Source organism: Streptomyces physcomitrii, from assembly GCF_012273655.1.
Lineage (GTDB): Bacteria > Actinomycetota > Actinomycetes > Streptomycetales > Streptomycetaceae > Streptomyces > Streptomyces physcomitrii.
In genome coordinates, this window is record NZ_JAAWWP010000001.1 from 103,713 (window position 1) to 117,615 (window position 13,903).

11 protein-coding genes and 1 pseudogene are annotated in these 13,903 nt (G+C 72.5%); 8 read left to right on the forward strand and 4 right to left on the reverse strand.

What is annotated here, in order from left to right; genetic code table 11:
• Positions 1-266 precede the first annotated feature (266 nt).
• Both HFV08_RS00445 and HFV08_RS00450 read left to right on the forward strand, forming a co-directional pair.
• Positions 267-1,946, forward strand: coding sequence for an RDD family protein (locus HFV08_RS00445; protein WP_168534701.1), 1,680 nt, complete (start codon positions 267-269; stop codon positions 1,944-1,946).
• A 153-nt stretch (positions 1,947-2,099) separates the two neighbouring features.
• Positions 2,100-2,858, forward strand: a complete 759-nt coding sequence (locus tag HFV08_RS00450) for an RDD family protein (protein WP_168534702.1) — start codon at positions 2,100-2,102, stop codon at positions 2,856-2,858.
• A 14-nt stretch (positions 2,859-2,872) separates the two neighbouring features.
• On the opposite strand, the gene HFV08_RS00455 is transcribed toward HFV08_RS00450, so the two are convergent.
• Entirely contained in the window at positions 2,873-3,148 is a 276-nt protein-coding gene (locus HFV08_RS00455) for a hypothetical protein (protein ID WP_168534703.1), read from the reverse strand.
• A gap of 585 nt (positions 3,149-3,733) precedes the next feature.
• Between HFV08_RS00455 and HFV08_RS00460 the strand changes: the two genes are divergently transcribed.
• On the forward strand, positions 3,734-6,163 hold the full coding sequence (locus HFV08_RS00460; protein WP_168534704.1) for an immune inhibitor A domain-containing protein: 2,430 nt from the start codon (positions 3,734-3,736) through the stop codon (positions 6,161-6,163).
• 386 nt (positions 6,164-6,549) lie between these two features.
• Positions 6,550-6,882: pseudogene (locus HFV08_RS00465) on the forward strand (hypothetical protein); the annotation flags it as partial.
• A 110-nt stretch (positions 6,883-6,992) separates the two neighbouring features.
• Here HFV08_RS00465 and HFV08_RS00470 read toward each other — a convergent pair.
• Both HFV08_RS00470 and HFV08_RS00475 read right to left on the reverse strand, forming a co-directional pair.
• A complete protein-coding gene (locus HFV08_RS00470) occupies positions 6,993-7,577 on the reverse strand; it encodes an isochorismatase family protein (RefSeq protein WP_040249172.1) in 585 nt (194 codons plus the stop codon).
• A 367-nt stretch (positions 7,578-7,944) separates the two neighbouring features.
• Positions 7,945-9,318, reverse strand: coding sequence for a nicotinate phosphoribosyltransferase (locus HFV08_RS00475; RefSeq protein WP_281373098.1), 1,374 nt, complete (start codon positions 9,316-9,318; stop codon positions 7,945-7,947).
• 180 nt (positions 9,319-9,498) lie between these two features.
• On the opposite strand from HFV08_RS00475, the gene clpS reads away from it, so the two are divergent.
• The 4 genes from clpS (at position 9,499) to HFV08_RS00495 (ending at position 12,873) form a co-directional block, all read left to right on the forward strand.
• Positions 9,499-9,789 carry an ATP-dependent Clp protease adapter ClpS gene (gene clpS / locus HFV08_RS00480; protein ID WP_040249169.1) on the forward strand — a complete coding sequence of 97 codons (291 nt, stop codon included), beginning with the start codon at positions 9,499-9,501 and terminating at the stop codon, positions 9,787-9,789.
• A gap of 18 nt (positions 9,790-9,807) precedes the next feature.
• Positions 9,808-10,446, forward strand: coding sequence for a DUF2017 domain-containing protein (locus HFV08_RS00485; protein ID WP_040249166.1), 639 nt, complete (start codon positions 9,808-9,810; stop codon positions 10,444-10,446).
• Between the two features lie 451 nt (positions 10,447-10,897).
• The gene (locus HFV08_RS00490; protein WP_168534705.1) at positions 10,898-12,364 is read left to right on the forward strand and encodes an amino acid permease; all 1,467 of its coding nucleotides are present in this window, start codon (positions 10,898-10,900) and stop codon (positions 12,362-12,364) included.
• An 86-nt stretch (positions 12,365-12,450) separates the two neighbouring features.
• Complete coding sequence (locus HFV08_RS00495) at positions 12,451-12,873, forward strand: M67 family metallopeptidase (protein ID WP_168534706.1); 423 nt, start codon at positions 12,451-12,453, stop codon at positions 12,871-12,873.
• Between the two features lie 143 nt (positions 12,874-13,016).
• On the opposite strand, the gene HFV08_RS00500 is transcribed toward HFV08_RS00495, so the two are convergent.
• The gene (locus HFV08_RS00500) at positions 13,017-13,811 is read right to left on the reverse strand and encodes an SDR family oxidoreductase (protein WP_168534707.1); all 795 of its coding nucleotides are present in this window, start codon (positions 13,809-13,811) and stop codon (positions 13,017-13,019) included.
• Positions 13,812-13,903: the final 92 nt, after the last annotated feature.

A 13,903-nucleotide genomic window follows, 5' to 3' on the forward strand; every position in this document is an offset into this window, starting at 1 on the left:
GTTCGGCAGCCCGCGTCAGAAGAGACACCGCAGGTGGACGAGCATTACGCGAGTTCCTGACTTTTTTTCTCGCAAGTTCGCGGGCGGGCGCCGGGGCGACCCGGGCGGGCCGCTCCGCGGGGCCGGGCGCGGGCCCCGAACCGCCGCCGGGGACACGGCCGTTGCCCGGAAAGAGGGCATCGCGCGCACAGGGACCCACCGCCGCGCGCGGGTCTGATAGATGTGGACCCTCACGCAGACCCCCGAGCAGATACGGGACGACGGACATGAGCGCCCCTACCCCGGCCTCCGGCGAAGACCGCCCCCGCGAGGGCTACTACCCGGACCCGTCCATTCCCGGCTACGTCCGGTACTGGGACGGCGTCTCCTGGGTCCCCGGCACGAGCCGCCCGGCGCCCACCGACGGCACCCCGCTGCCCCCGCCCCCCGGCGTCCACCCCGCCGCGCAGGAGACCGGCCCCCTCTTCTTCGACGAGGACCCCGCGAGCGCCGGACGCCAGCAGAACGGCCCCGCCACCTCCGCCCTCCCGCAGCAGAGCGCCCCCGGCGGCTGGGGATCCGGACCGTCCGGCCCCCAGTCGCCCCCGCCCGGCGGGCAGTTCGGCGCCCCCGGCTCCAGCGAGGACCGGAGCCCGGGTACCGGGCAGCCGCTGCCGGGCCGGGACGAGGAGCGCCCGGACGGCACGGTCACCATGCGCGCGGTACGCCCCGGCGTCCCCGGCCCCGCCGCGCCCCGCGACGACGCGCCCGCGGGCGCCGCCCCGGCCGAGGACGGCGACGTCCCCGCCGACGGCACCGTCACCATGCGCGCCCTCGGCCCCGGCGCCCGCAGGCCCGCCCTGCCGGGACCCTCCGGCCAGGGCAAGCCCGTCGAGGGCACCGTGGTCTTCCGGCGCCCCGAGACCCCCGGCCGCGGTGCCGGGGCACCGGGCTCCGCCGGGGGCGGCTCGGCCCCGGCGGCCGGTCAGGCCTGGGGCACCCCGGGGCAGGCCCCCGCCGCCCCCGGGCAGGACACCGGTACGGGCGGCGGCGCCCCGCACCAAGACCGGGGCGCCGCCCACCAGGGCACCCCCGGCCGCGAGGGCACCCCCGGCCGGGACGGCGCCGCCGCCCGCGAGGGCCGTGCCGAGCGCCCGGGCGAGGGCACCATGGCGATCCGGATGCCGCGGCCCCCGGCCCAGGAGAGCCCGGGCACCCCGACCGCCCCGCACTGGGGCGCCGCCCCCGCCGCCTTCCCGCACCCGGCCGCCCCGGGGAGCACCCCGGGCGCCGCGCCCTCGGGCTGGCCGCAGCAGCCGGGTCCCGCGGGGCACGGCGGACCGGGCGGACCTGGTGGAGCGGGCGGCCCCGGTGCGCCGTCCGCCCCCGGCCGGGTGGCCGGACCCGGCGGTGCGGAACCCCCGGTCGTGCCCTGGAAGCCGCCGGTCGAGGACCCCTTCCTCGCCGCCGCCCAGGAGCAGGCCTCGGGGCGCCCGGCGGCGATCGGCAAGCGGTTCGCGGCGCGGCTGATCGACACTGTGGTGGTGGGCGGGCTGACCGCGCTGGTCGCGGTGCCGCTCGGGAGCCGGGCCGCCGACCACATCGACGACAAGATCGACGAGGCGAAGCTCTCCGGCGAGACCGTCACCGTCTGGCTGCTCGACGGCACCACCTCGGTCAGCCTCGCCCTCGTCCTCGGTGCGCTGCTGCTCGCCGGTCTCCTCTTCGAGGTGCTGCCGACCGCCAAGTGGGGCCGCACCCTCGGCAAGCGGCTCTGCGGACTCGACGTACGCGACATCGAGGCCCACCAGCCGCCCGGCTTCGGCTCCGCGGTGCGCCGCTGGCTGGTGTTCACCGTGCCCGGGCTGCTGCTGATCGGCGTGGTCGGCGTGGTCTGGTGCCTCTTCGACCGGCCCTGGCGGCAGTGCTGGCACGACAAGGCGGCGCGCACCTTCGTGGCGGGCTGAGTCCGGCCACGAGTCCGGCCACGAGTCCCGGCACCGTCCACCGCCGGGTCCGGCGGCCCGCGGCGGTCGTCGCGTACTCCGGCTCACCCCGCCGGTAGCCCGGACGGCCGAGCGCCGGATGCGCCCGCCGGGCGTTCAGGTTCGACTCGGGCCATGAGCACTGACCCGCCGCCCCCCGGCTCCGGCCGCCCGCCGGAAGACGACCCGTTCAGGAAGCCGCCCTCCGGCGGCGGTTCGCCCTACGACGCGCCCCAGGGCGGGACCCCGTTCAGCACACCGCCCCCCTCGGGCGGCAGCGGCGGCGGTTCCCCCTACGGCAGCCCGCCGCCCTCCGGTGGCGGCGGCCCGTACGACGGGGGATACGGCGGCGGTGGGGGCGGTCCCTACGGCGGCGGGGGAGGGGACCCCTACGGCGGTGGCGGCGGGACCGGCGGGCCCTACGGCGGAGGCGATCCGCTCGCCGGGATGCCGCCGCTCGCCGACTCCGGCAAGCGGGTCCTCGCCCGGCTGATCGACATGATCCTGGTGGGCGCGGTGACCGCGCTGCTCTCCTGGATCTTCAGCTTCGGCGCCTGGGAGGTCGACCCGGACAAGGTCGAGTACGGCAAGTCCTTCGGCCAGTCGCTGCTCGCCGCGGTCCTCTACATCGGCTACGACACCATCCTGACCGCCAGGACCGGGCAGACCCTCGGCAAGCGGCTGATGAAGCAGCGGGTGGCCAACCTCGACAACGGGGCGACGCCCTCGGTGCAGACCTCGCTGGTGCGCGCCGCGGTGCTCTGGCTGCCGTTCGCCTTCTGCTGCGCCTGTGTGTGGACGATCATCTGCGGCGGCTGGAGCTTCTTCGACAAGCCCTACAAGCAGGGCCTGCACGACAAGGCGGCCAAGACCGTCGTGGTGAGCACCGCCTGAGCGGGCGGTCCGGCTCAGGGCCCGGCCGGTTCCCGTACCCGCTCGGTGCTCCGCGCCCGGCGCCCGGGCGAGGGCCGCTCGGCCGGGGCCTGCCGCCGCGGGCGCCCCGCCGGGTGCGCGGGGCGCGGTCCGGCCAGCCGTACCGCGACGAACAGGCCGAGCAGCAGCGAGCCGACCGCGGCTCCGGCGAGGGCGGGTGGCGCACTCACGCCCGCGAGCAGCAGCGCGAGGTTCGCGGCGATGACGGTGGCGGAGCCGGTCAGGATCTGCACGGCACTCGGTCGGGCCATGGCGGTGTCCGTCCTCGGGATCACTTCGGGGATGCGGGAGCGGCGGCCCCCTCGGATCCGGCCGTGGCGCGCGGTACTCGTCCGGGTGGCCGCGGCCGAGGGGCGTTCTCGCTGGGGCATGCCCGGCCGCCCCGCCGGGTAAGCCCTCCGGCCGCCCGGGCGGCGGTGCACGGGGGGCGCACGGATTCACCCGTATCGCCAAGTGGACGGCGGGACGCGCCCGTTGGGGGTCGCCCAGGGCCCGACGGCATGCCGGGAGAGGAGGTCCGCGGGAGGCCGGATCCGTACGGAGAAGGAGAACGGCGGGACGGGTTCCGGTGGACCGGACCGGCGGCCGGGAGGCGGATCGGGCGCCGGGCGGGGCCGGGTCCGGCGGTGAACTGGCCGAAGAGGAACGGAGTTGTCCGTATAGCGGAGGTTCGGGACTGCATAGTGCACTTGGCCTGTTCAAGTCAAGATCTGTTTTTTCCGTCGAAACTGCTGTCGAATGTCGCTCACTTATGACGCGTATCACCGCGCGCGGTAGTCCGTTGACCCTGGACCCCCCGATGCCGCGCAGCCGGGCGCGTGGGGAGGAACCCTCAAGTGATCAGCAGGAAACACACCGTCAGAGCCACCGCGGTCGCGGTCGCGCTCGCGGCGGCCACCGCCGGCTTCGCGGCCGCCACCTCGGCCGAGGCCGGCGAGGTCCACGGCCAGGAAGTGCACCGGCACGACCCGGCCCCCGGTGCCGCGCAGGACAAGGACGGCCACGGCGCCCACGAGCACAACCTCGCCGGGCCGTTCACCAAGAAGGCCGAGGCGCAGCGCAAGGCCGCCCTGGAGCAGGTCCTCTCCGGTGACCGGAAGGTCGTCAAGCGCGGCGGCTCGCAGGTCGTCAAGCTCGACGACAAGAAGTACGTCGAGCTGGGCCGCGAGAAGACCGACAAGATCTTCACCATCCTGGTCGAGTTCGGCGACAAGGTCGACAAGGAGTCCACCTTCGACCCGGACGGCGACGGCCCGGAGCCCCCGGTGGAGAAGTACGGCGGCGACCCCGGCCCCGCGCACAACGAGATAGCCGAGCCCGACCGCAAGAAGGACAACAGCACCGCCTGGCAGAAGGACTTCGACCAGAAGCACTTCCAGGACCTGTACTTCGGCGAGGGCAAGGACTCCAAGGGCAAGAAGAAGGAGTCCCTGAAGACCTACTACGAGAAGACCTCCTCGGGCCGCTACTCGGTCGAGGGCGAGGTCTCCGACTGGGTCAAGGTCCCGTACAACGAGGGCCGTTACGGCTCCAACTACTGCGGCGACACCAACTGCCCCAACGTCTGGGACACCGTCAAGGACGGCGTGACCGCCTGGGTCGCGGACCAGAAGGAGCAGGGCAAGTCCGACGCCGACATCAAGGCGGACCTGGCCAAGTACGACGCCTGGGACCGCTACGACTTCGACAGCGACGGCAACTTCAACGAGCCCGACGGCTACATCGACCACTTCCAGATCGTGCACGCCGGTGAGGACGAGTCCGCGGGCGGCGGCGTCCAGGGCGAGCACGCCCTGTGGGCCCACCGCTGGTACGCCTACGGCGACGAGGCCGGGCACACCGGTCCCGGCGACAACAAGGCGGGCGGCACCCAGATCGGCGACACCGGCATCTGGGTCGGCGACTACACGATGCAGCCGGAGAACGGCGGACTCGGCGTCTTCGCCCACGAGTACGGCCACGACCTCGGTCTGCCGGACCTCTACGACACCTCCGGCGGCGGCGACAACTCGGTCGGCTACTGGTCGCTGATGTCGGCCGGCTCCTGGCTCGGCACCGGCAAGGACGCCATCGGCGACCTGCCCGGTGACATGACCGCCTGGGACAAGCTGCAGCTGGGCTGGCTGAACTACGCCAAGGGCAAGGCGGCCACCGTCTCCGCGCACGAGCTGGGTGTCTCGGAGTACAACACCAAGCACCCGCAGGCGCTGGTGGTGGACCTGCCGAAGAAGAAGGTCACCACCACGGTGGTCAAGCCCACCGAGGGCAGCAAGCAGTGGTGGAGCGACCAGGGTGACAACCTCAAGAACACCCTGACCCGCAGCGTCGACCTCACCGGCAAGAAGAAGGCCGAACTCACCCTGAACGGCTGGTGGGACATCGAGAAGGGGTACGACTACCTCTACACCGAGGTCTCCACCGACGGCGGCAAGCAGTACACCCCGCTGGACGGCACCGCCGACGGCAAGGCCCTCCCGAAGGACGGCGCGGACCGCCCGGCCCTGACCGACGCCTCGAAGAAGTACCAGAAGCTGGTCTTCCCGCTGGACGCCTACGCGGGCAAGAAGATCGACCTCCGCTTCCGCTACCAGACCGACGGCGGCGCGGGCGGCAAGGGCTTCACCGCCGACGAGATCGTCCTCAACGCCGATGGCGAGGCGCTGTTCAGCGACAACGCCGAGGCCGACGACAACGGCTGGACCAGCAAGGGCTTCTCGCGCATCGGCGAGTCCTACACCAAGGACTACGAGCAGTACTACCTCGCCGAGAACCGCCAGTACGTCTCGTACGACAAGACCCTCAAGGTCGGCCCGTACAACTTCGGCTTCCGTGACAAGAAGCCGGACTGGGTGGAGCACTACCCGTACCAGAACGGCCTGATGGTCTGGCTGTGGGACACCTCCCAGAAGGACAACAACACCAGCGCCCACCCGGGCAGCGGCCTGATCCTTCCGGTGGACGCCCACCCGAAGGCGCTCAAGTGGAAGAACGGCAAGGTCGTCGGGAACAAGATCCAGACCTTCGACTCCTCGTTCACCCTGGCCCGTACGGACGCGCTGACCCTGCACGACGCCAGCGTGCCGCTGAAGATCAAGGCCCAGAAGGGCGTTCCGGTCTTCAACGACTCCACCGGGGTCTACTGGGACAAGGCCAACCCGACCGCCAGCGTGCAGGTGCCGGACACCAACACGAAGATCAGCGTGGTCGGCGGTGCCAAGGACGGCTCCACGGTCGACGTGATGGTCGGCCCGGCCAAGAAGAAGTGACCGCGAGCACGACGGCCACACGGTCCGCGGGAGGCTGTTGACGCTCCCGGGACCGCAGGTGACCCGGCCTCCACGACCCGTCGCGGGTCGTGGAGGCCGCGTGCGTGTACGGGCGCCCGAGCCGCCGGGTGCGGGTACGGGCGCCCGAGCCCGGGCGGGGCCTTCCGCCGGGATCACCGGCGTCCGCCCTGCCGGAGGAATCCCGGAAAGATCAAGGAAAATCCCGCCCCGGAACGGTGATCTTCCGGCAAGATCGCGAGTCCGCCGGTGTTCTCGCAGGTCAGCGCATGATCGAAGAGCGGCCCTTGGTGGCCGGCCGTGGGTCGTGCTTAGCTGCGTCCGACAAGGTTTCCCACCGACAGACGTCTCACGGGGGTGTGACAGGCATGGCCGCAGGAGGTTTCTGCAAGCTGCCCGACGGGCGGATGGTCGTGGCGCTGACCCTGCCCAGGCCGGCAGGCCGCCCCGCCTCCGGAGCCGTCCGGACCGGCGCGGACGGCACCGTACGCGTCCTGGTGCACGCCGTGAACCGGGCCCGCGCCCTGACCCGGCTGCGCAACCTCGGGCTGCGCGCGGTCTTCCTCAGCGGCAACGCCGAACCGCCCACCGAGGACGAGATCACGGCGGTGCTGCACCACCCCGACGGGCTGATATGGCGGGCGAGCACCGGCGGTGCGGCCGAGCTCTGGCACCCGATCCGGGCGCTGCTGCCCGCGCCCCGGTACTGGCCCGGCGCCGAGGCCGCGAACGGACTGCGCGCCGCGGACCTGGCCCCGGCGGGCCCCGCCCCGGGCGGCAGGAAGCCCGGCGCGCTGCCCCCGTCCTGGCCTCAGACCACCGGCTTCCCGGACAGCTCCACGCCCGCCTCGCGCATCTCCTGAAGCGCCTGCTCGGTGCTCTCCTCGGCGACCCCGGCGGTCAGGTCGAGCAGCACCTGGGTGCGGAAGCCCTCCCGGGCCGCGTCGAGCGCGGTCGCCCGTACGCAGTGGTCGGTGGCGATGCCCACCACGTCGACCTCGGTGATCTCGCGGGCCCGCAGCCACTCGGCGAGCGGGGTGCCGTTCTCGTCGGCGCCCTCGAAGCCGCTGTAGGCGGCCGAGTAGGCGCCCTTGTCGAAGACCGCGTCGATGCCGCCGGAGGCCACCGCGGGCGCGAAGTTCGGGTGGAAGCCGACGCCCTCGGTCCCGGCCACGCAGTGCGCGGGCCAGCTGCGCCGGAAGTCGGGCCGGTCCGAGAAGTGGTCGCCCGGCGCGATGTGGTTGTCCCGGGTGGCGACCACGTGCCGGTAGCCCGCCGGGGCCTGGCCGATCAGCTCGGTGATCGCCGCGGCGACGTCGGCGCCGCCCGCGACCGCGAGGGAGCCTCCTTCACAGAAGTCGTTCTGCACGTCTACGACAATCAGGGCGCGGCGCATGGTCGGTGTCCTTCGGCAGTACGGGCTTCTTCGAATGGTGGGGCCGGTGAACCCGAGCGTAGAGACTGCGGGGGCGGAGCGGGAGGGTGTGTCCGGCTGTCGGATGCGCGAGCGGCTCGTGCTGCGTGTGCATTCCCCCTCACCCGGTGTTCATGCCCGCCCGCCGGGCCCCTGACCCGCCCCGGGACGCCCGGATACGTCCTGGTCCGGGCGTCCCGGGCCCCGGCCGCACACCTGGCCCCGGAGGTACGCCGGGCCCCGGAGGTACGCCGGATCCCTGACGTACGCCGGGTCCCGGAGGCACAGCGGGTCCCGGAGGCCCGCCGCGCCCCCGGCGCCCGCCGGGTCCCCAGGAGCACGCCCGGCCTCAGAGGTACTCGGTGGGCAGCACCGGCTCACCGCGGGAGAGCTGGGTGGCCGAGAGCGGCAGCGAGGCGCGGGCCGCCGCGTGCCGCTCGCGCACGGTGTCCAGGGTCTCGCGGGCCAGCACCTCGCCGCCCTTGACCAGCTCGACCAGGAGTTCCCGCCCTGCCAACTCGGTGGGCAGGCTCCCGGTGCCGATCACCTCGGCCTCGGCGACGCCCTGCGCGTCCAGGCGGCGGGCGGCCCATTTGCGGCCGCCGATCGAGGTCTTGCCGCCGGTGGACCTCTTCGCCACCGGCACCAGCGGGGCGGCCGGGTCGGCGGACTCGGCGCGGGCCACCAGCTTGTAGACCATCGAGCACGTCGGGTGCCCCGAGCCGGTGACCAGCTGGGTGCCGACCCCGTAGGCGTCCACCGGGGCCGCGGCCAGCGAGGCGATGGCGTACTCGTCCAGGTCGCTGGTGACCACGATGCGGGTGTTCCGGGCGCCCAGCTCGTCCAGCTGCTGGCGCACCCGGTGGGCGACCAGGAGCAGGTCACCGGAGTCGATGCGGACGGCGCCCAGCTCGGGCCCCGCGATCTCCACGGCCGCGCGGACCGCCTCGGCGACGTCGTAGGTGTCCACGAGCAGGGTGGTGCCCTGGCCCAGCGAGTCGACCTGGGCGCGGAAGGCGTCCCGCTCGGTGTCGTGCAGCAGCGTGAACGCGTGCGCGGAGGTGCCGACCGTGGGGATGTCGTAGCGGAAGCCCGCGGCCAGGTCCGAGGTGCTGGTGAAGCCGCCGATGTAGGCGGCGCGGGAGGCGGCGACCGCGGCCAGCTCGTGGGTGCGGCGGGCGCCCATCTCGATCAGCGGGCGGCTGCCCGCGGCCGAGGACATCCGGGAGGCCGCGGCGGCGATCGCCGAGTCGTGGTTGAGGATCGACAGGATCACCGTCTCCAGGACCACGCACTCGGCGAAGGAGCCCTCCACGCGCAGCACGGGGGAGCCGGGGAAGTAGACCTCGCCCTCCGGGTAGCCCCAGATGTCGCCGTCGAAGCGGTAGGCGGCGAGCCAGTCCAGGGTGGCGCCGTCCACGATCTTCTTCTCGCGCAGGAAGGCGAGCTGGTCCTCGTCGAAGCGGAAGTTCTCCACCGCGTCCAGGACCCGTCCGGTCCCGGCGAGGACCCCGTAGCGGCGGCCCTCGGGCAGCCGCCGGGTGAACGCCTCGAAGACCGAACGGCGGTGTGCCGTACCGGACTTGAGGGCGGCTTGCAGCATGGTGAGTTCGTACTGGTCGGTGAAGAGCGCCGTGGAGGGGACCCCCACCCGCCGCCCGCCGCCGCGGGCGCCCGACGCGCGCCCTTCCTCAGCTCCCAGCCCCTGATCCACCGAGTGCATGTCTGCTTCTCCTCGCGATGCGCACGGGCGTCCGGCACCTGCCGGGTCACCGGGACGGGCCCGGTTTCGTTCGACAGACCGGATGCTACCCCCATCTCGTCAGTCTGACGATTTCTCGGGTCCGTTTGTGCGCCACGCCACCTCAGGTGGCAGCATGGCCGTGTGACCGCTCCCGCTCCCATGGAAACCGAACGCACCGAAGCGGCGGAGGAGACTTTCGCCGTGCCCGAGCCGGACCTGCCCTGGGTCACGATCGTGCACAACGACCCGGTCAACCTGATGAGCTACGTGACGTACGTGTTCCAGACGTACTTCGGCTACTCCAAGGACAAGGCCACCAAGCTCATGCTGGACGTGCACCACAAGGGCCGCGCCGTGGTCTCCAGCGGGAGCCGCGAGGAGATGGAGCGCGACGTGCAGGCACTGCACGGATACGGTCTGTGGGCCACCCTCCAGCAGGACAGAAAGTAGACGGGGTCACTCAAGTCCATGGCAGGTCATTTCGAAGCGATCCCGGGGGGCGGCGCCGCCGTCGCCCTCGACGAGGTCGAGATCTCGATCATCCGCTCGCTCTCCGTCCAGCTCCTGGAGCTGGTCGGCCCCGGGCCCGGCGGTGAGGACTCCGGCTCCGCCGACCCGCTCGACGAGCTGTTCGCCGAGGGCCCGAGCGAACCGCCCTCCGACCCGGTGCTCCGGCGCCTCTTCCCGGACGCCTACGGCGGACCCGACGGCGCGGCCGAGGGCGCGGGCGGCGACCCGGCCGCCGAGGAGCAGCAGCGCGCCTACTCCGCGGAGTTCCGGCGCTTCACCGAGAACGACCTGCGGGCCCGCAAGCGGGAGGACGCGCTCGCGGTGATCCGCAGCCTCGACTCGCTGAGCCTGGAGCGCGAGGGCGGCGCCGAGGAGGCCGAGGCCCTGCTCGAACTCAGCCCGGAGCAGTCCCGGCAGTGGCTCAGCTCCCTCAACGACCTGCGGCTCGCGATCGGCGCCCGCCTCGACGTCGCCGACGAGGAGGACACCGACCTCCTCTACCGGCTCCCGGACAGCGATCCGCGCAAGCCGATGGTGATGGCCTACCTCTGGCTCGGCGGACTCCAGGAGACCCTGGTCGGCACCCTGATGCCCTGACCGCCCCGCGCCTCGGCCCTCCGGCGCCTCGGCCCTCCCGCGCCCCAGCCTCCCGCGGCCGCCCTCGTGGCGGCCGTCGCGGTGTCCGGGCTCACGTCCCCGGCGCCGGTACGCGGCGGGCGGCGGACCCCGCGGGCCACCTCCTCGGGCGTTCGCTCAACGGACGCTCAACTCCGTATAACGATCCCGTCACCCCCGCTGCGGCTTTCGCCGTGGCATGCGAGTTCTGTCCGGTTCTTCCTGTGGGGTGTGCCACAAGTGTCCGCTCCGGGCGCTCCGGACGCCGTGATACATCTTCACGACCACCGGCGGGACGCCACCCATGTCACCGCCGGGGCGCACCCGCCGGGCCGACCGCCCGGCAGGCACTCCATCAGCATCCGGGGGGATCGGGACCCGATCCGCGGCCTTGAATCGGCCCGGGTCGGCCATGGAGAAAGGCGCTCGAACGATGACCTCAGCGCGGGTCGGCAAGCAGCAGGACGGCCCGGCGGCCGACGCCGCCGGAGCGCCCGGCGCCCACCAGGGCGAGGGCTACCAGCGCGGGCTCGGTGCCCGGCAGATCCAGATGATCGCGATCGGCGGTGCCATCGGCACCGGCCTGTTCCTCGGCGCGGGCAAGGCCATCGCGAAGGCCGGGCCGAGCCTCATCCTCGCCTACGCGATCGCGGGCCTGGTGATCTTCTTCATCATGCGCGCCCTCGGCGAACTGCTCATGTACCGCCCGGTCTCCGGCTCCTTCTCGGAGTACGCCCGGGAGTTCGTGGGCCCCTTCGCGGGATACGTCACCGGCTGGACGTACTGGCTCTTCTGGGTCGTCACCGGCATCACCGAGGTCACCGCGGCCGCCGAGTACATGACGTACTGGTTCGACATCCCGCAATGGGTCTCGGCGCTGGTCTTCACGCTGATCCTCTACGGGGTGAACCTGATCTCCGTGAAGGTCTTCGGTGAGCTGGAGTTCTGGTTCTCGATGGTCAAGGTCACCGCGATCATCGGCATGATCCTCATCTGCGCCGGCATCCTCACCCTCGGCTTCTCCGACGCGGGCGACACCGCCTCCGTCAGCCACCTCTGGTCCGACGGCGGCTTCTTCCCCAAGGGCGTCGGCGGCACCCTGATGACCCTGCAGATCGTGATGTTCGCCTTCCTCGCGGTCGAGCTGGTCGGTGTCACCGCGGGCGAGTCCAAGGACCCGGAGAAGACCCTGCCCAAGGCGATCAACACGGTGCCCTGGCGGATCGCCGTCTTCTACGTCGGCGCCCTGATCATGATCCTCTCGGTGGTGCCCTGGACCCAGTTCCAGCCGGGCGTCTCGCCGTTCGTCGCCGCCTTCGAGAAGATGGGCCTCGCCGCGGGCGCGGGCATCGTCAACTTCGTGGTGCTGACCGCGGCCCTGTCCTCCTGCAACTCCGGCATGTACTCCACCGGCCGGATGCTGCGCGACCTCGCCCTCAACGGGCAGGGGCCCCGCTTCTTCACCCGCCTCACCCGCAGCGGCACCCCGCTGGTCGGCACCACCTTCTCGGCGGCACTGATGATGGTCGGCGTCTGGATCAACTACCAGTGGCCCGGCGAGGCCTTCGACTACGTGGTCTCCTTCGCCACCATCTCCGGCATGTGGGCCTGGATCATGATCCTGGTCTGCCAGATCCGCTACCGCGCCAAGGCCGACCGCGGCGAGCTGCCCGGCTCCTCCTTCCGCGCCCCCGGCGCCCCGTGGACCAGCGTCTTCTCGCTCGCCTTCATCGGCATGGTCATCGTGATGATGGGCATCGACAAGGACGCCCGGGTCTCGCTCTACTGCGCCCCCGTCTGGGCCCTGATCATGTTCGTCTCCTACCAGGTCCTGAAGTCCCGCAACCCGGACGCCTTCGACCGCACCCCGGTCCAGGGCGCCGCCGCCCCGCGCGACTGAGGCTCCCGGACGCCTCGGTGTCCAGCATGCGGGCCGCTCCGTACCAGCCAGTGGTACGGAGCGGCCCGCCGCATATTCTGGGCCCCATGCTGACCCTCACCCAGGACCTCTACGACCGCATCGTCGCGCACGCCCGGCAGGACCACCCCGACGAGGCCTGCGGAGTCGTCGCGGGCCCTGCGGGCAGCGGGCGCCCCGAGCGGTTCGTGCCGATGCTGAACGCCGCCCGCTCGCCCACCTTCTACGAGTTCGACTCCGCGGATCTGCTGAAGCTCTACCGGGAGATGGACGACCGGGACGAGGAGCCGGTGATCATCTACCACTCGCACACCGCCACCGAGGCCTACCCCTCCCGCACCGACCTCTCCTACGCCAACGAGCCCGGCGCCCACTACGTCCTGGTCTCCACCGCCGACACCGACGGGGCCGGGGAGTTCCAGTTCCGCTCCTTCCGGATCACGGAGGGGGAGGTCACCGAGGAGGAGGTGCGGGTCGTGCGGGCGTACTGAGCGCAGTCCGCCGTCGACACCCGCCTCGACACCGGGAAGCGCCCGGCCGGCGCGGCGTGCGCGGGCCGGGCGCACGAGGCGCACCGGGTGAAGACGGGCCCGAGGGGGAGCAGGCCGCGGTCCCGAGACACCTCACCCCGGGCCTACGCGGTTGTCGCGATGCCGCCGTCGACAGGGATCACGGTGCCTGTGAGGTAGGCGCCTGCCCGGCTGGCGAGGAACACGGCGACACCCGCCATGTCGTCGTCGCGGCCGATCCGGCGCAGTGGGGCCGACGCCGCGACGGCCTCGCCGAACTCGTCGAGGATCGCCGCCGTCATGGCCGACGGGAACGGCCCCGGCGCCACGGCGTTCACGGTGACGTGCTGCGGTCCCAGCTCCTTGGCGAGCACTCTGGTGAGTTGGTGCAGTGCGGCCTTGCTGCTGGAGTACGAGTAGTTGGGCCGCTGGGGGATGTGGAGGGCGGCGATGCTGCCGATATTGATGATCCGCGCGGGGTCGTCGGCGGTGCCCGCCTCGCGAAGCGCGGGCAGCAGCGCTTGGACCAGCCAGAACGGCGACTTCAGGTTGAGGTCGACGACCGTGTCCCAGGCCTCGTCGGGGAAGGTCGCCAGCGGCTCGTCCCAGATGGCGCCCGCGTTGTTGACGAGGATGTCGAGGCGCTCGGACTCGCCGGTGACGAGGCCGGACAGCCGCCGGCACTCGTCGTGGCGGGACAGGTCGGCGGGGACGGCCCGCACCTCACCGCAGCGGGACAGCTGCTCCTGCGCCTGAGCGCACGCCTCCGCGTCGCGTGAGCTGATGACCACGCGAGCGCCTGCCTGGAGGAGGCCGCGCGCGATCATCAGACCGATGCCTCGGGTGCCACCGGTGACCAGCGCGCGCTTTCCCCGCAGATCGAAGAGTTCCGCATGCGTGGCGAATGGGTTGTCGGTCACTTGCTGCCTTCCAGCCGATCGTGGGGGATGACGCGTCGACGCGTGGGGCGTGCGCTTCGGCCGTCGCGACGCTAGGACCTTGAAGCACACTT

Excerpts from the sequence above, each read along its gene's own strand:
- HFV08_RS00485 (WP_040249166.1), top strand. The coding sequence starts at position 9,808 with ATGGCAGGTCATTTCGAAGCGATCCCGGGGGGCGGCGCCGCCGTCGCC.
- HFV08_RS00445 (WP_168534701.1), top strand. The coding sequence starts at position 267 with ATGAGCGCCCCTACCCCGGCCTCCGGCGAAGACCGCCCCCGCGAGGGC.
- clpS (WP_040249169.1), top strand. The coding sequence starts at position 9,499 with ATGGAAACCGAACGCACCGAAGCGGCGGAGGAGACTTTCGCCGTGCCC.
- HFV08_RS00475 (WP_281373098.1), bottom strand. The coding sequence starts at position 9,318 with ATGCACTCGGTGGATCAGGGGCTGGGAGCTGAGGAAGGGCGCGCGTCG.
- HFV08_RS00455 (WP_168534703.1), bottom strand. The coding sequence starts at position 3,148 with ATGGCCCGACCGAGTGCCGTGCAGATCCTGACCGGCTCCGCCACCGTC.
- HFV08_RS00470 (WP_040249172.1), bottom strand. The coding sequence starts at position 7,577 with ATGCGCCGCGCCCTGATTGTCGTAGACGTGCAGAACGACTTCTGTGAA.
- HFV08_RS00490 (WP_168534705.1), top strand. The coding sequence starts at position 10,898 with ATGACCTCAGCGCGGGTCGGCAAGCAGCAGGACGGCCCGGCGGCCGAC.
- HFV08_RS00450 (WP_168534702.1), top strand. The coding sequence starts at position 2,100 with ATGAGCACTGACCCGCCGCCCCCCGGCTCCGGCCGCCCGCCGGAAGAC.
- HFV08_RS00495 (WP_168534706.1), top strand. The coding sequence starts at position 12,451 with ATGCTGACCCTCACCCAGGACCTCTACGACCGCATCGTCGCGCACGCC.